At 41.8% G+C, this 24,436-nt stretch carries 7 protein-coding genes; all 7 read right to left on the bottom strand.

Going from position 1 to position 24,436, the window contains the following annotated elements:
* Window position 1: 1 nt before the first annotated feature.
* From PVK79_RS05430 to PVK79_RS05460, 7 genes are read right to left on the bottom strand one after another with little or no spacing between them, the layout of a single operon-like run.
* The gene (locus PVK79_RS05430) at window positions 2-709 is read right to left on the bottom strand and encodes an ABC transporter ATP-binding protein (protein WP_257325450.1); all 708 of its coding nucleotides are present in this window, start codon (window positions 707-709) and stop codon (window positions 2-4) included.
* A gap of 17 nt (window positions 710-726) precedes the next feature.
* A complete protein-coding gene (locus PVK79_RS05435; protein ID WP_257325451.1) occupies window positions 727-1,977 on the bottom strand; it encodes an efflux RND transporter periplasmic adaptor subunit in 1,251 nt (416 codons plus the stop codon).
* Between the two features lie 51 nt (window positions 1,978-2,028).
* Window positions 2,029-3,372 carry an MFS transporter gene (locus tag PVK79_RS05440; RefSeq protein WP_257325452.1) on the bottom strand — a complete coding sequence of 448 codons (1,344 nt, stop codon included), beginning with the start codon at window positions 3,370-3,372 and terminating at the stop codon, window positions 2,029-2,031.
* A gap of 14 nt (window positions 3,373-3,386) precedes the next feature.
* Entirely contained in the window at window positions 3,387-8,033 is a 4,647-nt protein-coding gene (locus tag PVK79_RS05445) for a non-ribosomal peptide synthetase (RefSeq protein ID WP_257325453.1), read from the bottom strand.
* An 11-nt stretch (window positions 8,034-8,044) separates the two neighbouring features.
* On the bottom strand, window positions 8,045-14,305 hold the full coding sequence (locus PVK79_RS05450) for a non-ribosomal peptide synthetase (RefSeq protein WP_257325454.1): 6,261 nt from the start codon (window positions 14,303-14,305) through the stop codon (window positions 8,045-8,047).
* Between the two features lies 1 nt (window position 14,306).
* On the bottom strand, window positions 14,307-20,738 hold the full coding sequence (locus tag PVK79_RS05455; RefSeq protein WP_257325455.1) for a non-ribosomal peptide synthetase: 6,432 nt from the start codon (window positions 20,736-20,738) through the stop codon (window positions 14,307-14,309).
* A 32-nt stretch (window positions 20,739-20,770) separates the two neighbouring features.
* Entirely contained in the window at window positions 20,771-24,106 is a 3,336-nt protein-coding gene (locus PVK79_RS05460) for a non-ribosomal peptide synthetase (protein ID WP_257325456.1), read from the bottom strand.
* Window positions 24,107-24,436 lie beyond the last annotated feature (330 nt).

Genomic DNA, 24,436 nt, shown 5'->3' on the forward strand with positions numbered 1-24,436 from the left:
TTTAAACGGCCTCCGCAACGGACTCTAGATATGTTTCGATCAAGCCTTCGTTTAGACGGAATTGTTTGTCTGCATGGTTCGCATATCGGGGATCGTGGGTGACTAGGCATATTGTGGTGCCGCTGTCGTTCAAGCTTCTGAGCATGGTCATTACTGCATCACCATTTTTTGAGTCCAAGTTACCAGTTGCCTCATCTACGAGTAATAACGCAGGCTCACAAACAAGAGCTCGTGCAATTGCAACCCGCTGTTGTTGACCACCTGATAGTTGATTTGGCTTATGTCCAGCTCGATTGAGCATATCAACAGTTTCTAAGCACTTTTCCACCCTAATACGAACCTCTTCATCGCTGATTTTTTTATCAGAGTAGTCAAGCGGCAATGCAACATTATCGTATACACTTAGTTCATCGATTAAATTAAATGACTGAAATATAAAGCCTATTTTTTTATTTCGAACCGATGCAGCTTGTTTTATCGATAAACTGCTAACATCCATACCGTCAAGTGTGTAAGTCCCTTCAGAGGGGGTGTCCAAGAGACCCAAAATAGACAGTAAAGTTGACTTACCACAGCCTGACGGCCCGCAAATGGAGACGAAGTCGCCTTGTTTTATTTCTAAGTTTACGCCTCGTAATGCATGGGTTTCCATTTCTTCCGTCGCGTATATTTTTTTGATTTCTTCAAGTTTTATAATTGATTTCGACATAACTTTTCTCCCAAGTTCTAGTTAATAATGCTTATTGTTTTTGACTCTTTGAAACTGGACATATCTGATAAAATGAAAGTGTCGCCAATTTTGGCTCCCGAGATAATTTGTAAGTAGCGACCAGCATCCTCGCCAAAGGTAACTCTGGTTTGAATAGCCGCTTCGCCATTTCCATATAACTTAAACAATGTTTGTGTTGATTGGTTTCTCACATTGACTGGGCGCTCAATATATAGTGAATTTTCCAATGAGCTGGTGAATATTTTGGCATCAACACTAAGCTCTGGACGAGCCGAACTAGGCAATTGTTCTACAAAAGCGACTTCAACTTCGACCATACCATCTTGAACTTCGGGGGTGATCCGTTGTATTTTTGCAGCTACAAGATCGTTGCGGATTTTAACCTCTGCTGCTTGACCTATTTGCACGCGTTCAGCTTGTGACTGTGAAACTTTAATTAGCCCAACTAGATCATCCTCACTACCTACTAGGGCTAACTCTTGACCAGCAATCACGCTTTGACCTAATTCAACTGGTGAGCGCTGTAAAATACCATTCATACCTGCGCGAACAGTTAAGCGCTCTACTCGCTTTTTAATTGCTTCATGCATAGCCTTTTGTTGTTCTAATTGTCCCTGTTGAATAGCATAAGCTTGTTCATGGACCAATTTTAACTGCGACATCCTATTTTTTTGGATATCGATAGATTCTTTTAGTTGCTCATACTCCAGTACTGTAGTGTTATAGGTGAGACGCGATACGATCCCTTTCTCGACTAACTCACTTTCAGCTATCTTTCTGAGCGACTGTTTTTTATAGGCTGAGCGTAATTCACTGATCTTTGAGGACTCAGTAAGCAGTTCTCGTTTGTTGTCTAAGACCTGTCTTTTTAAATTTGCTTCTTCTTTAAATAGAGTCATTAAAGAGCGCTCTAGCTCTTGTTCCATCTCTGGATTACTCATGCGCAAAATGACAGAGTCAGGCTTAACTTTTGCTCCAGGTTTGAGCACTACTCTATCAATTGTCGCAGGGTAGCGCGCAGTGATGAGCTTTTGGCTATTGGAGCGTAATACGCCATATCCGCTGATTTCTGCTTGTAAAGTACCGCGTTGGACTTTTGTTATGACAATGTCATTTCGCGCAACCTTACGCTCATTTTCGGGCTTTAACGAAATCCAACCTAGGATCGAAACACAGATTAAGGCGGCACCTATCATTAAGTATCGATTTTTCGATTGCTTTTTACCTTTGTGTTTAACTACATCCATTTTTTATCCTTAATGAAATTGTCAGGTTCTGTTATCGAACCTGAAACATTGTTAAGCGGTTTGTTTTTTTGCTTCTTTGGTGCTGGTTTCATCGCCAGTATTCGCTTCATCAATACTACGAATGTGTTTATTCATAAAGCCAAGCACAGCAAACAGCACGGGTAGTGCCGCGAGGAGGATCAACATTAAACCTATCCCTCTGCCGGGACCAACACCAATGAGCGGCCCAAAAAAGTCTGAAACGGCGTTCTCACTTCGCATCACAGGCTCAAAGACGAAGTCTGCTAGTGGACCTGCCAAAAAGTCACCCAAGGGAATAGTAAATTGTGCGAACATCCTTCTTAGTGCAAAGACACGCCCTTGCATTTTTGGCGGGATGCGAGTTTGCCAAATGACTTGACTACTACCATTAATGGTTGGTACGCAAAATTGGAATAAAAATAAACCAATCATCACCACCCAAATTATATTGCTCAAACCCATGATAAATAGACAAAAACCCATCGCTAGTCCACCAAACAAGATACCATTTATCTTACGCGTAGGACCACCACTCCAGGCTAAGTACATGGCGCCCGCTAACGAACCGATCCCACCAACAGATAGTACTAAGCCGGTTTCCCAGCTTTCGGCAGTAAAGTTAATCATAGGGACAATAGAAATAGTGCCTATACTCACAACAAAGTTAACAAGGCAGAAAAAGAGCAGGAGATAAACTAGATCTTTTTGTTTGAATAGGTAGTCCCATGCATATTTGATTTCTTGCCACATGCTTGAGTCTTCTTCTTCGCCTTCATGGGGCTCTGGCTTCGGTATTTTGACCAAAATGAGTGTACAAAACGCGAACAAGTAGGTAACCAAGTCAATAATAAAAATTGTAAATAAATCGACAAAGCTAAGTAGAGCACCGGCGATTAATGGACCGGCGATCATTGAGATTGAGCCGATCATTTGCATCAGCCCTGACACACGACCATAATCTTTACGCTCAATTAAAGTGGTGATTGCTGCAATGTTTGCTGGACCTTGAAAGGCTGTTGCAATGGCTGAAACCGCAACACCTGCAAAAATAATCCAAATATTTAGCATGTCTAAGTAAAAACAAGTAGCCAATCCGAGAGTGACTAGTGCACTTAGCGTATCTGCTAGTATTAGAATTAACTTGCGATCATATCGGTCAACTAAGACTCCGATGATAGGAGAAAATATAATAGCTGGTAGGCCGGTAATTACCGCCACCATGGTAAAGCTGGTGACAGAGTCAGTTTCACCAAGTAGCCAAATGCCGAGGGCAAAACTGGTAATCCCTGAGCCTAGTACAGACACCATCTGTCCAAGCCACATTAGATAGTAGGTTTTCATCCCACTACTTGAATTTTTTATTGTTTCTAACATGGAAAATCTCTTAATTAAAGTTGGTTATAAGTTGCAAGTATTTCGTTCAAGCAGGCTTTGCAGTGTTTTGCGAGCTGTGCTATGTGTTCTTCTTTAAACTGGTTGTTACTAAACTCCCAACGTACACTGAGTTGGTTGTTCTTTATATAAACGCCTACAGCCAGCGGTCTTAAACGTTTGGTTACCTTATCTAGTCCGTAACCACCAAAGCCGTCTTCACGATGTAACACTCTAAGATCAGCCGTGCTGTCATGGCCAAAGTAGTTGAAGAACACCTGAGGCTCTGGAATATTGTTAAAGTGATTAATCAAGGCCTCGTCTTCAGCCAAATAACGCAATACGCCGTAACCAATACCGCCGTTTGGAATGGCTCGTAGTTGCTCATTGATGTATTTCATAGCCGCCACTGGGGTTTGGTTGTCACCATAGCTGAGAAAAGCGGGGTAGATAGTGTTAAACCATCCCACGGTGCGGGATAGGTCAACGTCATCAAATAGCGCCTCACGGCCATGGCCAAGTAGGTCAATCATCAAACAATTAGAGTGACATTCGCGCATAAATGCATATACAATACTAGTAAGCAACACACTGTCGATTTGTGCTCCTGTAACTCTAGGCACGTGGGTTGTTAAGCGTTCAGTTTGCTCTTCATTAAAGTTGATGTAGACGCTTTGTGAAGAGTCCATACTGTTGATACCCTCTGGAAAGTCCTTCGTGAGGTCAGCAGCATGTTTTCTATCATCTAATAGCCAGTAGCTTCGCTCTTTCTGCGCTACTTCTGACTTACTCCATTGAGTTAACTTGTCAACCCACTGAGCAAATGATGTGCCTTTCACTGGTAGCTGTAGTGGCTCGTCACGGTTGATTTGACGGTAGCAGGTTTCAAAGTCATCGATGATAATGTGCCAACTACCGATATCAGCTAACATGAAATGTCCAATCAAAAATAACATCGGCTTTTCTTGATCATGACCGGGATATAGGATGGCTCTAAACAGTGGACCTTCAGATAAATTTAGAGTCGTGGCTGTATCATAAATATGATAATTGATTTGCTGAGCGATGCTCCGTGTTTCGGTAGGTTCGAGCTCAGTGATAGTAAGTGGAGCTGAACTTGGCTGTGCATCACCAATGAGTTGGTAACGACCATTTGCATCCTTAGTTAGACGCATTCGCAGTGTGTCATGTTCGTCCATAATATATAGCAACGATTGTTCAATTGCTGAGATATCAAAGTTATTATCTCTTGGTAGTAAAAATACACCTAGAGTGTGAAACTGCGGGTTGCTATGATTTAACTCTAAAAAGTGTTTTTGAGCAGGCGTCATTGCAACAGGGCCTACCACAGGCTTTGTTTGACGTAGTATTTGAGTTGTGAGTGAAGCTTCAGCCAGCGCTCTCACAGTTTTGTTTTGGAACACTTGTTTTGGAGTAATATCAATATTGTCTTTTTTGGCTTTGGCCACTAAGCGGATCACCAGTAGGGAATCGCCACCAAGATTAAAGAAGTCATCATCAATACCGACCTTTTGTGCTTTTAATACCTCGCAGAATAACCGGCATAAAGCAGTTTGAGTGAGGCCTTCAGGTGCACAATATGGTACATTACTGGTCAACGATTCAATATCTGGAATAGGTAAAGCACGGCGATTAATTTTACCATTGGGTGTCAGTGGAATTTGTTTGAGATAGAGGAATAAGCTGGGCACCATGTATTCAGGTAATTTCTTTTTCAGATGGCGGACTATCAGTTCTTGCTCTAGTTCACCGTCATTACTGCTGTAGTAGGCTACTATCTTTTTATCATTACCAAAGGTATGCACTTGACAGACTGCTTGCTCAAGCTGTGGTAATAAATTGAGTATGCTCTCTATTTCACCAAGCTCAATACGATATCCACGAACTTTAACTTGGTCATCGGCGCGACCTAAGAATATGATCTTGCCACATAGGTCATACTTGGCGAGATCTTTGGTGCGATAAAGTCTTTGTTTTTCCCCTGCTATCTCACATTTAATAAATGTTTCATCAGTAAGCTCAGGACGGTTTAGATAACCTGCGGCTAAACAGTCTCCTGTAATGTAAAGCTCGCCAGGCACTCCAGCTGGGACTGGTTGCATTTGGCTATCTAAAATGAGCATGGAAACATTCTCAATAGGGTTGCCAATAGTCACAGCACCCGTTTCGCCATCACCACTTTCAATTCTATGGCGAGAACACCATACTGTTGCCTCTGTGGGGCCATATAGATTCCAAAAAGATGATGACTTTAATAGTAAATCTTCTGACAATTCAGGGGGCAGGGCTTCACCACCACAGAGAACTCGCATGTCCCTTTTTCCATTCCAATCGAGTTCTAGCATCATCCGCCAAGTTGAGGGAGTTGCCTGCATAACGTCAATATCATGATGATTGATGAGGTTTATGAGTTGTGCAGGATCTAATACTTGCTCTCGTTGGGCTAGTACAACGGTTGCTCCACTTATTAAGGGTAAGAATATTTCCAGCACTGCAATATCGAAGCAAATTGTTGTACAAGCTAATAACTTTTCACCGACCTGCATACCTGGTGCTTGTTGCATCGCATACAAGAAGTTACTAACGCTGCGGTGGGGGATCATAACTCCTTTAGGATTGCCCGTTGAGCCCGATGTAAATATTACGTACGCTAAGGCATCTAAGTTGTTGGAAGGAGTAAATGTTAATTCAACCTTATCTTGGTGGCATTGGCTAGAGGGTAACTTACCATCACAGCCAATCACCGTAAGACCAAGGTAATCTTCAAACTTAGTTACTAAGCTTTGGTTTGTTATAACAAATTGAGTTTGAGCATTACCCAACATGTAACGTATCCGCTCTTCAGGATAATCAGTGTCTAATGGAATATATGCAGCACCGGTTTTTAAAATGGCGAGCATAGCCACCACCATTGAAACATTGCGCTGACTTGCCATGGCTACGAAATCACCGGGTCTAACGCCTTTATGATAGAGCTCATTGGCCAATTCATTGGCACGATTTTCAAGTTGCTGATAGGTCATTGATAAATCACCATCAACCAAAGCACAGCGATTGCTATGTTGAGCCACTTGCGCACTCACTAGCTGATGTAGTGGTTGGTGCTCAAAAAAGTTTTTTGGACCATTTTGCCAAGATTGTTTTATCTGCTGATACTGTTTATTGCAAAGTAAAGAATATGAATCAATGCGCTGCTCAGGGCTACTAATGAGCTGTTCAAGTAATAATGTGAAATGCTCTGCTAGGTACTTAACTGTGGCTGTGTCAAATAAATCTGTATTAAACTCAATGAACCCGCTTAGTTGTTGTGACTGGCTAAAGTAAAAAGTGAGATCCAATTTGGAGGTCTTATTGTCAGAGCGGATCGCGGTAAATAGAGGTTGTTTCTTTTCTGCTGTAGTTGACTCTGACTCCATCGACGATGATGTATTATCCAAGATTAACATAACTTGAAAAATAGCTGCTCGGCTGAGATCTCTGGTAGGATTCAGTTCATCTACAAGTTTTTCGAATGATACATCTTGATTGGAATAGGCATCAAGCAAAGTTTTCTTTTCCAACTCCAACATTTGATTAAAGTCTAAATTCGGTTCTACTTTAGTACGAAATGCTAAAGTATTGGTAAAGAAACCAAAAGCTTGTGCCAGAGCTGACTTTTCACGGTTTGCGATCAAAGTACCAATAGCGAAGTCGGTTTGCCTAGTGTATTTGTACAACAAGACACGTAGTGCACTCAAAAGTAGATTATATGTTGTGATCCCTTTTTGCTCACAGAAAGCACGCGCTTTAGCAGCGAGCTCTTCCGCCAAAGGAAGCGAGTATGAATCACCATTAAAAGTTCGTTCAGCAGGGCGTGGGCGGTCACAATAAAGCTCTATAGGTGGAACGCCTTCAAGTTGATCTAACCAATATTTTAATTTTTGCTTTAATGCTTCTTCTTGTTGAGGCATGCGTTGCCAACAAGCATAGTCTATATAACTTGCTTGTGGCTTAGCGATAGCACTTGAATTACCCTTTAGTTTGTTATAATTCTCATTGATGTAGCGTATAAATAAATTATGAGACCAGGCATCAAAACCAATATGATGTACGTTGACATACCAAATGTAATGATCTTCTGCAAGCTTAAACAAACGAGTGCGGAAGATTCCTTCTTTGGTAAGATCGAATGCACGCTCACAATCATCATCAATTTCTCTCAGGGCATCTTGTTTACCTTGCTCTAGGCTGCGCTCAGAAAAATCAACTATAGGCAAAACACGATATTTTTCTTGCGCCTTAAGCTCATCTAGACTGAGAATCGTTTGGTAGGCTTCTCCTTGTTCTTCATCAAAGCGACAACGTAAAATGTCATGATCTGATATTGTGCGCTCTAATGCTTGTGTCAGATAGTCACTGTTAATAGGTGCAGTGCTCTGATATAGCTGTGGGATATTATACTCAGGGCTTTCTGGTTCATAACGTGACAAAAACCAAATCCGTTGCTGCTCATGAGAAAGTGGAAAGCGCTGCTGTGGTGCTTTATCCACAATAGGGAAATTATTATCAGCTGCTTTAGCTGTTTTACTTTTTGTTGCTAATTGTTTTAGTAACTTAGCTCTTTTTTCAGGACTAAGCTTTTTGAGTTTTTCTTGAATATCCATAATGCCTCTAATTATTCTTGTTCTAGTTCCATTAATAGTTGCGCTAGATCTGCATCATCCACTTCGTTCAATTGAACTTGTTCTATATGCTCACTGAGTAAGGTGATTGACTGGTGGGCAAGCACATCAGCAATGGTCAAGCAGCTCAAGCCAAATGCCTCATTGAGCTGTGATACTAATCGCATCGCCAAAATGGAATTACCCCCCAGCTTGAAGAAGTTGTCTGCAATTCCAATCTTGCTGTGCCCGAGAATTTGTTGCCATAGTTGACACAGTATTTTCTCGGTCTCGCTTTGCGGTGCTTGATAGTGTGTATTTTGCGTTAGCTGATATTGACTAAGCGATTTTTTATCGACTTTACCACTCGGTGAAAGAGGGAGCGTTGGCAGCTTAATAAACCTCGTCGGTAGCATAAACTGTGGCAGTTGTTTTGTAAGTACCTGAAGTAGCGAATTTTCATCGTAGGTGTCGCTGTTATCGATATAAAAAGCAACTAGTAGTGGCTCGATCTGACTTTGATTTATCACTACAGCCACATTATTTAGCTTGACTACGCGATCGAGTGTTGCCTCAATTTCTTGTAACTCGATACGATAGCCTCTGAGCTTTACTTGATCGTCGATGCGCTGTAAATAGCTATATTCACCATTGCCGAGTTGGCGAACCAGATCGCCAGTTAGGTATGCACGAGTTATAGTACTGCCCACTTGTAATGAGATAAACTTCTCTTGATTGAGCTCTGGTCTATATCGGTAACCCAGTGCCAGACCTTCACCTGCGATAGCTAGTTGACCTTTGGCGCCGAACCGAGCTAACTGATTATTGTCGTTGAGTACCAACATTTGAGTGTTATGGATGGGTTTTCCAATGGTGATACGACCATCGCTTTGGATTTGTTTTAAACTCGACCAAATAGTTGTTTCAGTTGGGCCATACATATTCCATAGCGCATAATGATCCTGTACTAGTTGTTGGGCCAGTTGTTGTGGTAAAGCTTCACCACCGACTAAACAAGTTAGATCTTGTTTCCCCTGCCAGCCAGCACTATAAAGCAAGCGCCATGAAGCCGGAGTACCTTGCATCAGCGTAATGTTATGCGATTTAATTATCTGAGCTAGCTCGGTACCATTTTTACTTTGGTTTTCATTTGCAACAATCAAAGTTGCACCACAGTATAACGGTAAAAACATTTCTAGTACCGAGATGTCAAAGGAGTAGGGGGTAGTAGCCAATACTGAATCAGTTTGATCACAGCCTGGTCTTTCGGCCATGGAGTAGAGAAAGTTGGCTAAGTTAGCATGGCTAATATCTACACCTTTTGGTTTTCCCGTCGAACCTGATGTGTAGATACAATAGGCTTGCTGCTGCGGTTTGATAGGATTTAGCATCACTTCATCTTGCAGCGTTTCAAATTTAAGGTAGTTTAGCTGTTTGCATTGTGTGGGAAGCTGGAATGCCGCACTTTGGCCATCACTGAGTAGGAACTGCGCTTTTGCATCATCAGCAATAAAGCTTAATCTATCGGGTGGATAATTTGGGTCCAGAGGGAGATATGCGGCACCGCATTGCATAATGGCAAGTAGGTTTATTACGAGTTCCCCATTTCTTGGTAAAGATACGGCGACCAGATCACCAGCTTTCACGCCATAATATTGCAATTGCGCCGCACGGGTTTGTATACTCAAGAATAAGCGTTGATAATCCCAACAGTTTTCACCACAGTTAATGGCAATCTGAGTAGGACTATGGCGCCGATGTTGTTCAATTTTCGTAAGTAGGTCAAGCTGCTTTTCCGAGTCAGTTTGAGGACCTAAGGTATGCGCCAACTGGCTATGAGTCAATGGCGCAGTTTCTACCTCTAGCAAAGTGTCTACGCCGCTGCCGGCCAACATTAATAAAATATCAAGATATCTGTCGCGTAGTATTTCTATAGAGTCACCATCAAACAACTCGGTGGCAAATTCGAAATGACCATTGATCCCGTTGGGTGATGCTAACAACGTTAAAGTCAGATCAAATCGTGCTGTTTCGTTGGGGGTTTCTGGCAGCGATAAGGTTAGTTCATCGGTTATCGGGTGCGAGTCTTCCCCTGTGCTTGTTAAGAAGTTGAAAAATACTTGGAATAGCGGGTTATAGTTTAGTGCTCGCTCGACATCAAGTAATTGTACTAAAGTGTGTAATGGCAAGCTTTGTTGCTCGAAGCCAGATAAAATGCGGTCTTGTGTTTGGTTTAGTAGTGTACTGACCTTATCATCAGGGCTGAGCGTCATTCTAATGGGTAAGGAGTTGACGAACAGTCCAACTGTACTATCCAAATTATGGCCGGGTCGACCTGAAACAGGAATACCGATGGCGAAGTCTTGCTGCCTCGACTGCTCATGCAACAAAATAGCAAAGGCTGATAACGACAACGTATATAAAGATACGCCTAGTGCATTAGCTTTTGCTTCCAGCTGTTCGCTTAGCTCTTTAGCAACGGTTAACGCCATACGTTGCCCAGCGAAACTGGGTCTAGTAGGTCGAGGTTTGTCTAAGGGGAGCTCCAAGCGGTGAGGCATATCTTTTAGTTCAGATAACCAATAACCTTTACTCTTCGCTAAATATTGTTGACCTTGCTCGGTATGTTGCCAATGAGCGTAGTCAAATACCTGAAGTGGCAAAGGGTCGGGTTGCCAAGGTTGTTGTTGCAATAAGTAGGAGTAGCAGTTACTTAACTCTTTGGTCAAAATATCCAATGAAGCACCGTCACATAATATGTGGTGGATGACCAGGCCCAGCCAGTGTTGGTTATTGCCTAGGTCATAACTTACCCATTTATAGGCCGGTTGAGATAAATCGAAGCGCTGTTTTAGTAGTTCTTGAAAATGATGTTTGGCCTTAGTTTGAGTTAAGCGGTATTGTTTCAGCTCAACCACTACGCTGTCCAATACTTGTTGTTTATTTTCACCTTGTACACTTGTGAATATCGTTCTAAAGGCTTCATGCCTTGTGCTCAAATGATTTAGTGCCTGCTCCAATAAGGCTTGCGTAAATGGTCCATCAAACTGTAACAGTAATGGCATGTTGTATAGACTTGCACTACCTGCATAGGCGTCCAAAATATACATCTGCTGTTGGCTGTGAGTCAGTGAAATAGGCTTGTCTCTAGCGACGCGAACCAACTCATTCATGGACTGTCGAGTTTGTTGTTGACTGAGCAGTTTCGATTGTAGCGAAATACTTGGCGCGGTAAAGAATTGCTTCAGGGTTAACTCTTTGCCGGTTTTTTTAGATAGTTGACTGAGTACTTTGAGTGCTGTTAGAGAGTGTCCACCTTGAGCAAAGAAACTTGTTTGACAACACACTTGGGGCTTGTTCAACACATCTTGCCAGATTTCTAATAGCAAACGTTCTAAATGAGTCTTCGGAGTGACTCTTAGCATTTGATGAGCTACCGCATTGACTGCTGGTAGTGCTTTACGATCTACTTTGCCTCGAGCTGTTAGTGGTAGCTCGTCAATTTGTACAATATGATCAGGTAGCATGTATTCAGGCAGGGTTTTGGACAGTAGGTAGTTGAGTTTGTCTTGTTGAAGTTTGGCTCGACTAACAACATACGCTACCAGCGCTGGCCCTTGCAAAACACAGGTGCTGGTCAATACACCGGTAACTTGGTTTAATTGGCGTGTGATTTCTTCCAGTTCGATTCTATAACCACGGAATTTAACCTGATCGTCAGCACGGCCTTTAAAATAAATTAGCCCTTGTTCATCGTAGTACGCGAGATCTCCTGTGGCATATAGTCTTTGCTTAAGTTGAGGGTGAATAGAAAACTTTTCTTGGCTTATAGCTTCAGAATTTTGATATCCCTGAGCCAAGTTTCTGCCACCGATGTAGAGCTGTGCTAATACATAGGGAGCAACCGCATGACCATCATTGTCCAACAAATAGGCTCGGCTATAAGGTAAAGGTGAACCAATAGGAATAGGATGACGGCTAATGTCTAGCTGGTTTACCTCATGAGCGGTACAACTTATAGTTGCTTCACTCGGACCATAAGCGTTAATGAGTCTCTGCTGTGTTATATCACCTTGGGTAAACCAGTTTTCGACGACTCTGTTTTGTAGCTGTTCTGTACCGGTGACTACCAATCTTAACGAGGCTGGGACTCGGTGTTCTGTCTCTCTTAATTGCTCTAACCAACTACTCAAGTAGCCTGTTGGTAAACTCAGGTGATTTAACTGATACTGGTTTATAAGATCATTAAGCTCTGTAAATGAGGGCGTTTCAATACCTGGACGTAATATAACATGACCGCCGTGATATAAAATTGGGAATAATTCTTCCAATGCTAGATCAAAGGAAAGTATAGAAAACTGTAGTGCTTTGGTCTCATTGTTGAGCTGGTAACATTTCGCCACAGCGTTACAGTGATTGCTCAGCGCTTGACGTGTGATCCTGACGCCTTTTGGGTTACCTGTCGATCCAGAGGTATAAATCAAGTAGCCTAGCTTTGGATCAGCGCTGGCTTCACTGTTTAATAGATTTAGACTCAGGTTGCCATGGTCATCGCTGAGTATTGCGGCTGCATCAGAATCTACAAGGATAAACTGCTGTCTTTGTTTTGGTAGTGCTTGGTCTAGCACCACAAACGGGCAATTTGTGAGGTGTGCTGCGAATACGGCTAACACACAATGCAGCCTTTGAGTACATGAGATTACGATAGTTTGCCCGGGTACTAGCGTTGCAGAAATGGTATCTGCGATATCCTTAACATCTATCATTAATTGAGCATAGCTCAAACAAATATCTTGTTGTGGTGCGGTCAATGCAGGTTGATTACTCTGTGCTTCTGCCAGTCGAAGCAAACGCTTACTAAAACATTCTGCCTCGGGCGTATCGATATCCTGATTTATCATACTATACTGCTGTGATGACGAGAAACTCGACAACTCTTTGATAGTAAGTGTTGGCTTTTCAAGTATCGTTTCAATGATAGTCGCGAGTTGTTCACGCCATAACCTGATTTGTTGCTTCGGAAAAAGTGCAGCGCGGTATTCAAAATATCCACTGTAAGCGTCTTGATTCTGTTTAATTTCAAGTGTGACATCAAGTTTACTGTAGTGTCTTTGTACTGGGTATTGACTCCAAACTTTTTGGTTCTCTGGCATAGCCTCTGTTTGTTCGAGGTTATTAAAAGAATACATAACCTGAAATAAAGGATTATTGTTACTATTGCGTTCTACGCCTAACAACTCAACGAGTTTTTCCACGGTAACTTGATTGTTCGCCAAATCTTGATAAAAGTTGCGCTGTAGTTTTTCAATAAAGCTTGTCAGTGTAGAGCTAGCGTCAATCTGCGCAGGGAACAGTATGGTATTGGCAAAGTTGCCTACCATGCTACGCTGTTGTTGAGTGCTGCGGCCAAGCTCAGGCATGCTAACAATAAAGTTATTTTGGCCTGACAGTTTACCGAGCAGCAACTGATACGCAGCTAAGAAAAATACTGACGGAGTTATCCCTAAGCTCTGACATTTAGCTGTTATCCGCTGACTTGTAATGGTGTCAAAGCTAAAGTTTACGTATTCGCCTCGCTGATCCTCACGATCTTCTTGTTGGACCTGCAACGATAAAGTAAGGATATGCTCGGTATTAGCCAATCGCGCTAACCAATATTGTTCCATGGTTTGTTGAGCGCTAGTTTGGCTGGCGATCAGTTGATTAAATGTGTAGCTTTTAGCTGATTGTGGTTGCTCTGGCTGTTTGTAGTGTTGCAAGATAGCTTGCTCCACCATTACTACTGAAAGTCCATCTAGCGCAATATGATGAAAACACATTGTAAAAATGAACTCGTCAGGGTTTTCCCTGTTGGCAAATAGTTTGAAACGACAAGGGTAACTTTGAGCTAGTTCGAATGGTGCCAGTGCTTCTTGCTCGACAAGTAGCCTCACTTTGTTTGTATCTGATTCCGTCAGCTCAGTAAAGGGGATTTTAGTCAAGGTTTGGCTGAACTGTTTTGGCTCATTCTTGACAGTCACAATTTTGCTTGTAAGTGCGGGGTGTTGTTCCATTACCGCGGTTATAGCATTTTTTAATATTGTAATATTCGGTCTACCAGTAAAGCTGTAGGCACGGAAAATATTATTTAACCCACTACTCGGTTGCCGTTGGTGAGTAAACCAAAAGCGCTTTTGCTTATCTGTTAACTCAAATAGTGCCAGCTCGGTCTTTCCTTGTTGTAGTTGCTTTAACCGAGCTAACTTATCAGCTCGGCTTAAGGTGTTTGCAGACATACTAGTTTTCCTCACTGTCCATAGCTGCTAAAAGTTCGTCTAGCTCTTGATCAGAGAGTTGCTCATCAATAACTGTTTGCTCGATATTAGCTTGTTTCACAGGCCTCTGAGTTGCGGTAGCTAAGTCTTCTAACTTGGTAACCAATTGTGCAACTGTAGGCGCGGTGAATATATCTACTAGAGATAGCTGAAGATTGAACTTTTCTTCAATACTCGCTATCACTTTGACGGCCACAAGAGAATGTCCCCCGAGCATGAAAAAGTTGTCATGACAGCCAATTTTGTCAATATTCAAAGCTTCGGCGAAAATATCACACAGCATTTTTTCCTGCTGTGTCTGTGGCTCCACGTATTGGTTAAGCTTGCTTTTAACATCAACTGGGTTTTCGGTGATGATAGCTTTCCTATCTAACTTACCGTTGCTAGTTAGTGGGAAGTCAATCACTTTCACAAAAAAGTCAGGGATCTGGAAGCCCATTAGTGCCTTTTGGCAATAGTTCAATAGTTCACTATCGAATTGTTTTTCCGCTTGATAATATGCAACTAAGTAATTGTTCTCATCACCACAAACTGTTATGTAAACGTCTTTTACGTGAGGATGATGGTTGATGACTTCTTCGATTTCGTTGAGCTCAACACGGAAGCCTCGGATTTTGACCTGATTATCGTTGCGGCCAATAAACTCAAGTAAGCCTTGTGCATTTTTACGCACTATATCACCAGTGCGGTATAGTTGTAGTTTGCGCTCAATACCATGTAATTTAATCGTATGCTCTACAAACTTTTGTTGGTTAAGTTGTTGGTCTAAATAGCCCTTTGCTAGACCAGTTCCAGCCAAATAAAGTTCACCAATACCTCCTTGAGGTACGCACTGCATTGCAGCATCTAAAATATAGCCTTGAGTTCCACTAACAGGAACGCCGATGGGCACTGTCCGAGACTGTTTCGTCTGATCGAGTAGTTGCAGTGTCACTCGCTGACAGTAGGAGAACGTAGTGTTCTCAGTGGGGCCATAGCCATTGATAAGTTCACAGCCTGGGTTAAGCTCCACAAAGCGTTGCACCTTATCGCGAGACAACACGTCGCCACCGGCAAGTAGATATTTCAAATTATCCGGCATAACTGCTTGCTGGGTTTCAAGCAACTGATGGAATAAGCCTGCGGTCAACCACAAATGACTAATTTGATATTCACGAAGATAATTTTGATATTGGGCCAGAGATAAGCGCTGCTCAGTAGGTACCACAAGAGTTCCGCCGTTGAGAAGCGGTGCATAGATCTCTAATGTAGAAGCGTCAAAGAATGGTGACGAGTGCTGCAACCATTTATCGTGATGACTTAATGAAATATAATTAGGCTGTTCTACGAGTCGCAATATACCAGCTTGACTGATGCGAGTCCCTTTAGGTTTACCTGAAGAACCTGAAGTATACATAATATAAGCAGTGGATTGTTGACCCCCTTGGTCAAGTAATGCTTGTCCATCATGATTAGTAATTTCTGACATGTGCACAATGGTGAAGCTATTTGCAAGTTGTAAATCATTGTGGTTGGTAAGTACTACCGGGTTGCTGCTCAGCTGCGCGAGGTTTTCAAGCATTGTTTCTTTACGAATCTCTCCGCTATGCAAATCGATTGGCATGTAGCTGGCACCTAATCTCGCAGCTGCTAGCATTGCCGCATATAAATCAAAGCTTGGAGATATAACCAGTCCAATTGTATCGCCAGCTTTTACCTGCTTAGCTAGAGTTAATGCAATATCATTGGATTTTTGTTGCAGTGCAAGATAAGAATAAGCAGTTTTGTCACCATTAATGACAGCCGTGTGTTCTGGATGTAGGACCGATTGGTTGTCAAATGCAGCGACAATAGATGGCGAGAGTGCAGGAGCAGTTTTGCCATCCATCAGTAAGCTGGTAGCAGAGCTGGCATTAATAGCGGTAAGCTGATCAATTGGTAACTCTGGATTTTGAGTTAGGTTGGCTAACAAATGAAGGAAGTTTGCAACCATTTCCTCCATAGTCTCTTTCGCGAATAAGTCTGTGCTATATTCCCAAGTCATTACAGCAGCTGCACGACGAGAGGTTTCTTGACCAACACGTTGCTCTGCATGAGGAGCAACAATGACATTGAGATCTAACTTAGCTGATTTATTGGTATTAACCAGACCATTGACCTCTAGGCCTCCAAAATCAGGCTCAGGCACTTCTGCATCGTGGAAACTGAACATGGTTTGAAATAATGGGTTTGCTTGCCCCATACGTTCAGGGCTGAGCTTTTGTACTAATTTTTCAAAAGGCATATCTTGGTAGGCATAAGCTTCTAAACAAGTTTTACGTACTCGTTGTAACAACTCAAAGAAAGTCGGGTTGCCCTCCAAAGTAGTGCGTAACACAACACTATTGACCATCATCCCCATAATAGGGTGTAGTTCTGGTGCAGTCCTTGAGGCAGTCCCCGCACCGATGTTTATGTCGGTTTGGCCGCTATATTTATGCAGTAGTACATAATAAGCGGCGATCATTGTCATATAGAGGGTAAAGCCGTTCTCGCGTGAAAAACTACGCAGTGATTCATACAGGTCATAGTCAAGATTGAACATCAAAGAATCACCGCGGAATGAGGGTTCTAGCGGCCTCGGGTAGTCATAGGGTAGCTCTAGATTAACCGGCAGATTGGCGAGCTTTTCTAACCAATACTGTTCCATTTCTTGATAGTAGCTACCTGACATAACTTCTCTTTGCCATAAGCAGAAATCAGCGTATGTAAATTTTAACGGAGATAGATCGTGTTTTTTGTTTGCCAGTTTGGCTTCATAAATTGCGTGGAGCTCTTTAGTGAATATTCCCACCGACCATCCATCATGGATCAGGTGGTGCTCGACCTGTAACAGGCAATAATAGTTGTCAGCTAATTTAATTAGCTGCCAGCGGATCAAAGGCAGTTCGGTTATATCAAACGGCCTTTGTGTCAATCTAGGCAAGATTTCATTGAGCTGCGCTTGTTGTTCACTTTCGCTCAGGTGGCTCAAATCTAATGGGGTTAAGTCTACTTTAAATGGTTGTTCAATACGCTGGTATGGAACGCCGTCATCTTCATGGAAAGTGCTGAACCAAAGTGCATGACGTGAAACTATTTCTTCTAGGGTTTGTTCCAAGTAATTAATATTTAAGGGGCCATCAAGATAGAAAGTCATTTGGAAGTTGTATGCAGTATTTGTTTTTTGTAACTGTTGCAAAAACCAAACGCGTTCTTGTTGAAACGATAGTGGATAACGAGTTAGATTTGAGTGATGCTTCAAGCTCGGTAGGTTATGGGTTTCAACATTACTACTACGAGCCTGCTTGGCTATGAGATTACTCTGAGCTTGCAAAGTGGGATAGTCAAAAATATCATTAAAGTTAAGCTTGACGTCAAATACTTCCTTTATTTTGGCTAATAACTTAATGGTTAAGATGGAATGTCCACCAAGATGGAAAAAGTGACTATGCTCGTCGAGATGCTCAGGAGACAGTAATTGTTGCCAGATGGTCGCAAGAGAGCGGAGATAATGCTCTTCAAAATTGATTTTAACGATTTTTCGCTCTAATGAAGGTAATTGTTTACGGTCATATTTACCGGTAATTGTTTTTGGCAAACTGTCTAACGCAACCCAGTGCATAGGGATCATGTATTCAGGTAATAATTTAGCTAGTTCACTTCTTAAATGTTCACTTGAACAGGGAGCTGATGCAGTGTAGTAAGCAACTAATTCTTGGGCATCGTTTTGATTTTCGACTACTGTTACCACCACTTCTAAAACGTTATTGAGTTGTGTCAGGGAGTGTTCAACCTCTCCCAGCTCGACTCTGTACCCTCTTATTTTTACTTGGTGGTCGATACGCCCAACATAATACAGAATGCCATTTTTCATAAACCCTAAATCGCCGCTCATGTAGCAACGACCTAGGTCGGGATGGCTGCGAAATGCGGTGTCGGTTTTTTCGGTTTGGTTGAGGTATCCGTTCGCAAGTCCAGCACCAGAAATAGCAATTTCACCTAGGAACCCTTCAGGGAGACAGTGTAAAGAACTGCTTAATATATGACAGGCAGTGTTATCAATAGCTTGCCCAATAGGGAGGCGCTGTTCATACGTATGAGACTCGTCAAGCTTGATACGGGTCGATACAACAGTTGCCTCAGTTGGGCCGTAAGTATTGAATAAGTCTACCGTTAGTTTGTGTTTGTGACAGTACGCTAACCAAATTTGGTAGCTTCGCTGTGCCAACTCTTCACCACCTACAATGATAGTTTTAATACTGTTAGAGATCTTCTCTTCAAGCTCATGGACCCAAGCATTAAAAAATGCAGTAGGGAAGTTTAAGATGCTGATATTGTGCTGAGTTATGATGTCAAAGAAATAGTGTTGATCTGCTAACATAGCGTCAGTTCTGAGTACTAATTTGGCGCTGCTAAACAGTGCCGGATATATTTCTTCTACTGCAGTATCAAAACTGACTGATGAAAACTGTAGCAAACAGCTTTGCCTATTTACCTGATAGCACTCTATGGCAGATAGAGTGTGGTTTAATAACGATTTTCGTGACACGCTAACACCTTTAGGTGTGCCTGTTGAGCCTGAGGTATAAATCACATAGGCTTCATTATCGTCGGTTATCTCAGTTGCGACAATTTCAGTTGCACGAGTCGCAATCACTTGTTCAGTTGTTATTATTGGCAATGAGGCTTTTATTATCTGCTCAGCAATGAGTAAAGTTGGGTTCGCGTCTTCGCAGATAAACTCAAGACGACTACTAGGCATTTTTGGATCGATTGGAATGTAGCTAGCGCCCAGACGAAGGATTGACTGTATTGCCACAATAAAAGGAAGTCCGCGATCCAGAGAAATGGCAACGCGATGGCCGGATTTAACGCCTTGTACTTTTAGCTGCTGTGCAAAACCATTGACCAGTTCATTGAGTTCATTGAAGGTGACCTGCTGTTTATCACTCACGACAGCGATATTATCGCCAAACTCCCCTATTTTAGTTAAATAGTCACTGAGTATAGGTGTCGCTTCAGGTTTGTTGGCGGCCGGATTGTGTTTTAGTACCCTTTTAGAGTACGGTGCAATTTTTGTAATTGGCTGGTCAACGTATTCAACACAAGCCAATAAGAAGATTTTGTAGTATTTAAGCAAGGCGTCAATGTGATTTTCGCTGTAATGGGCGCGCTGATAACTGGCGTGAATGCTTAATGCGCCGGAAGCCATAATATATAGGGTCAAAGGGTAATGGCTTTGCTCATAGCCAACTATCTTCTGTAAAGTTGGTTGCTCTGGGATGCGTTCATCAGAGACCAAACGCTTTGGAAAGTTTTGGAAAATAAATAGCGTTGAGAACAAAGCCTCTGTAATAGGCATTTTCACAGTTTGCTTGATTTGCTCAAGGGATACATGAGAATGTTCCCAAGATTCAGCCAAACTGGTTTGGAATTGTTTCAACCATTGAGCGAAGCTGTGTGAGTTATCGTTCGCGATCCTAATTGGTAGTGGGGTACTAAAGAAGCCAGCGATGCTTTCCATATTGGTTACTTGGTGCGGCCTACCTGCGACGACTGATCCAATAACAGCATCGTCGCGCCTAGCTACCTGCGTTTCAAATAAGCCAAAACAACCAAGCATAAGCGCATTTAGTGTGGCTCCATTGCGCTTACAAAACTGGGTTAGTTTAGCAAACTCAGTATCGCTAAATGTTAGCTTAGCCTGGCCATTCGCTCCTAGTTCTGATGCTGTTTCTGAGAAACCTTGTAAACACAGAGGTGTACTAGGCTTGGCATCGCTAAGGTGATTAAACCAAAAGCCCAATGATTGTTTCGTGTCTTGTACCAGTAGCCATTTTATATAGTCCTTGTAATCACCACTTTGTGGCAGGACGATAGGTTGATCTTGTTTAACTTGCTGTAGTGCAAGCTCAAGTTGATTGGTGATTAATGCCATTGACCAACCATCAAGTTGCAGGTGGGTGAAATTAAGAGTCATTAGGTTGTCTGAAGGCAACGAAAAAAAATCAAGCCAGACAGCCGGTTTTGCACCTATCTCAAGCGGTCTGGTTCTGCTCTGCTGAGATTGTTGTGTAAGTAGGTGTTGTGCTTCGTCATCACTAAACTTACTATAATCATACTCATTCCACTCTAATGTTGAATGGGTCAGAACAGCTTGCAAGGGTTGCGCTTTATTCTCCCAACTATATATAGAACGTAGCACTGGGTTGTGGTTTATTACCGCCTGCCAAGCCTGCTTTATCGACTCAACTGAGATAGCTTTGCTAACAATAAAATTGAGTTGTTCGCGATAATTTTCATCCGAATCTGAAGCGTTAACGAGGTAAAACAACATGCCGCGCTGCGTCGCTGAAAGTGGATACACTGCTTGGATTTCTTTAACAGAACTCATATATATTCCTTATCTTGTTATATTTTTTATTGTTAAGATGTGAATTCTTCGAGTAAAGACTTCAGATCTGCTTCTGAAATGGCATCACCGACTACTTCAACACCGAGCAAGTTTTGTTCATTAATCAGGTCAGTGGTTGATGCAGAGCTTTGGATTAAACTTTTTGCTAGATCTTTAATTGTTTGATGTTGAAATATCATTACGCTACTAACGTTAAACCCTTGCTTTTGAAGCTGACTGGCAAGTTTAATTGCACTGATAGAGTCACCACCTAACGAAAAGAAATTACAGTTTATTCCTATTTCTGATACATTCAGTAGCGCTTGCCACATCTCAACAAGTTGATACTCTTGCTCGTTAGTCGGTGGTTGTAAGGTCTCAGATGCGTTTTGTGGCGGCAACATAGCTAAATAGTTGCGATCAATTTTTCCACTTAAAGTGAGCGGCAGATTGTCAAGAGAGACAATAAAGTCAGGAACCATGTAAGGCGGTAGTATATTACGCAGTTGATACAAAAGTTCCTCGCTGTTTAACTCTGCATTATGAGTGGCACAGTAAGCTATTAACTTTTGACTACCATTGGGCATAAGATGCACAACTACGCAGACCTTACCCAAGTTTGCTAATTGCTGTAACTGTTTTTCAATTTCCTGCAGTTCAATGCGAAAGCCACGGACCTTGACTTGGTGATCATTTCGACCTAAACAAAATAGTGTGTTGTTACAATCAATGTAGCCGATGTCACCAGTACGATAAGCGCGCTTTGGGCCATCTTCTGTTAAGAGGGTGATAAAACGTGTCGCCGTTTCATCTGCAAGATCAATATAGCCCTGGCCAACACAGTCACCAACAATTACGATCTCTCCTCGCATTTGTGGTGGACAATGCTTGCCAAGTTCGTCAAGTATATGAATTGAAGAATTATTTATTGGCTGTCCTAACGGTATTTCCAGATGTTGTTTAGGCTCAACTAAATAGCTAGTTGCCCATACTGTTGCCTCTGTCGGTCCATACATATTCCATAAGCATTTGACTTTGCCATTTAATTCAGTGGCTAGTGTGGTCGGTAGTCGTTCTCCTCCAGAAAGTGCTTTTAGCGTCTTGCTACCGTTCCATCCTGCATCAAGCAATGATTGCCAACCAGCTGGAGTGGCTTGCATTATGGTTATATTGTTAGTATTTAACTGTTGTTTTAGGCTCAAGCCATCTCTTTGCTGTTGTGGCGCAATCACCACTTCACCACCAGCCATCAGTGGCACAAACAATTCCAGAACCGAGATATCAAAAGAGATTGGTGTTATCGCAAGTAATGCATCATCGCTAGTAATATTAAGCTGAGTGACCATACTAGTTAAAAAGTTAGCCAGGTTATGCTGATTAATCATTACGCCTTTAGGTTGACCTGTAGAGCCGGAGGTAAAAATGGCATAAGCCAAATCATTTGAGCTCGGCGCATCAGGTAATATCTGTGAGGGCATAGGTTGACGTAGCATTTGCTCACTTAGTGTCTGATGAGTCATCTGATTATCAAGAGTAAAATCATCATCTTTTAAAATAAGCTTACATTGAGCTTTCTCAGCAATGTACTTCAATCTTTTTTTCGGGTATTCAGGGTCCATTGGAATGTATACTAGGCCTAATCTCAACGCTGCCAGCATGGCAATAACCATATTGCAATTTCTCGTTAGCATTAAACCAAGGCGATCGCCTGACTTGAGTCCAAGGAGCACCATATGTTGTGATAGCGCTTCTAGTTTTGTTTGTACACTTTGATAGTTCAGTTGTTGCTGCTGGCAGCGTATGGCTACTCGGTTTGGTTGCGTCTGAGCATGGTTGGCAATACAAGTTAATAGATTATCTGCCGACTTCGAGCATGAAGACTTGAGTTGAGCTAGCCGTGGATACTGAATACTGGATAGTGCGGTATTGATACTCTGCTCTTTATTCTCCAGCAATGATTGGAGCATAGGGACAAAACTCTCACTCATCATTTTCATGTACTCAGCAGAGAATAAGTCTTCACGATATTGCCACAATATAGTCGTGTTCTTAGGATGGATGACAATTTTCAATGTTAGATCGTATTTCGATGTACACTGTGAAGAATTGACTAACAGATAATCTTGTTCATTTTCATCTTGGAGATCATCAGCAGTATGGCTGGAAACGAAAATCTGGAATAATGGATTGACGTAAGGTTGCCTACTGGGCTTCAGTTGCTTTAGCAGATACTCAAATGGTACATCTTGATAGCGCATCACCTCGTTTTGTTTTTCTTGAATGTAGGAGGAAAGCTCAGTAAAATTTGTGGAGTCATCAAATTGGTGCCGAATGGGCATCAAATTTAAAAAGCAACCTAACACCTTTGTCATAGATGCGGTGGGGCGATGAATAATAGGCGTGCCTAGCATTACTTCATCAGTTTTACTCCAATGGCCGATTAAAAGCGCAAGGGTTGTGTGATAAAAAGAAAATTCAGTAATCCTCGCAGTTTGACAATGGTCTTTAATTTCTCGTGACAGCCGAAGCGGAATTTCAATTGGTAAGTTTTTAGCTAAACTGCGAGTGTCTTGATTATGAGGCTTTAGCAGCTGCAGTCGGTGAAGCTGTGGTGCGCCTTGTAAGCGGTTGCATAGAGTTTTAGCATGATGTTGAAAATCTGCACTTTGAATGTGTTGTATCTGCCATATGGCATAATCGCGATATTGGTATTGCAACGGTTGTTGCGTGTTACCCTGATATATATCAAACATCTGCTTCATGAAAATTTGGCATGCTGTATCGTCTAACGCGATATGATGGAATAGCAGGCATAGTTCAAATTGTTGACAGGTTTTAAAAAAACCAACCCGAATAGGTAGTTGGTCTTGCAATGAAAAGCTGTAGTTAAAAAAATCTGCTACCTGTCTTTCGACCTCATTTTCATCAAGTACAAAACAATCGTGATGTTCGATATGTAGTTGCGGATCTGCCTCAACCTTTTGATAAACTTCATTATTTTTTTCGTAATAACAGGTTCTTAGGATTTCATGTTTTACAACAAGCGAGGCTATCGCTTGTTCAAGTCGTTTAAAATCCCAATGGTTTGAAAGTCTAAGCCGGATAGGAATGTTATGTAATCCATCTTCAGATTTAAATAATTCTGCAAGCCAGATACGCCTTTGCGGGAGTGACACAGGAACTTCACTGGTAACTTCTGTGTTTTGTTGTTCAAGATAAGAGATGATATTCGACTTTTGGTTAGATATCTTCCCTAAAATCGACCGGTCAGAAAGTTTCTCATAAGTTTTATATCCCAGTTTTCCATTTTTAATAAATAAAGAAATACCAACCGAGTTAGCCTCTTTGATCAAACTTTGAATATCCATACATCCTCCTTGAGTATTTTAGAGATGTGAGTGTTGTTATTATTGTTATTGTTGCACTTGTTTTTTTGTTATGGTTTTGTTTTTTTTGTTTATTCTTGTTATTTTTTTGTGTACATTTTCGTAAATTTAGGATTATATTATCTGGCTGTTTAATTTTGTCAAGTTAATGTTTTTGTGTTTTTTGTTTGTTTACTTGGCTTTTTTTAAATGAGTTATTTGTTTTAAGTTGCGGTTTTGTATTATTTATTTGTCTTTTTATGTACTTCATATTTTGATGTTCAGATAGTAGGGGTATTTAAAAAAACTATTCATAAATCGGGTTTTCGGTAT

Source organism: Pseudoalteromonas rhizosphaerae (assembly GCF_028885455.1).
GTDB classification, from domain to species: Bacteria; Pseudomonadota; Gammaproteobacteria; order Enterobacterales; family Alteromonadaceae; genus Pseudoalteromonas; species Pseudoalteromonas rhizosphaerae.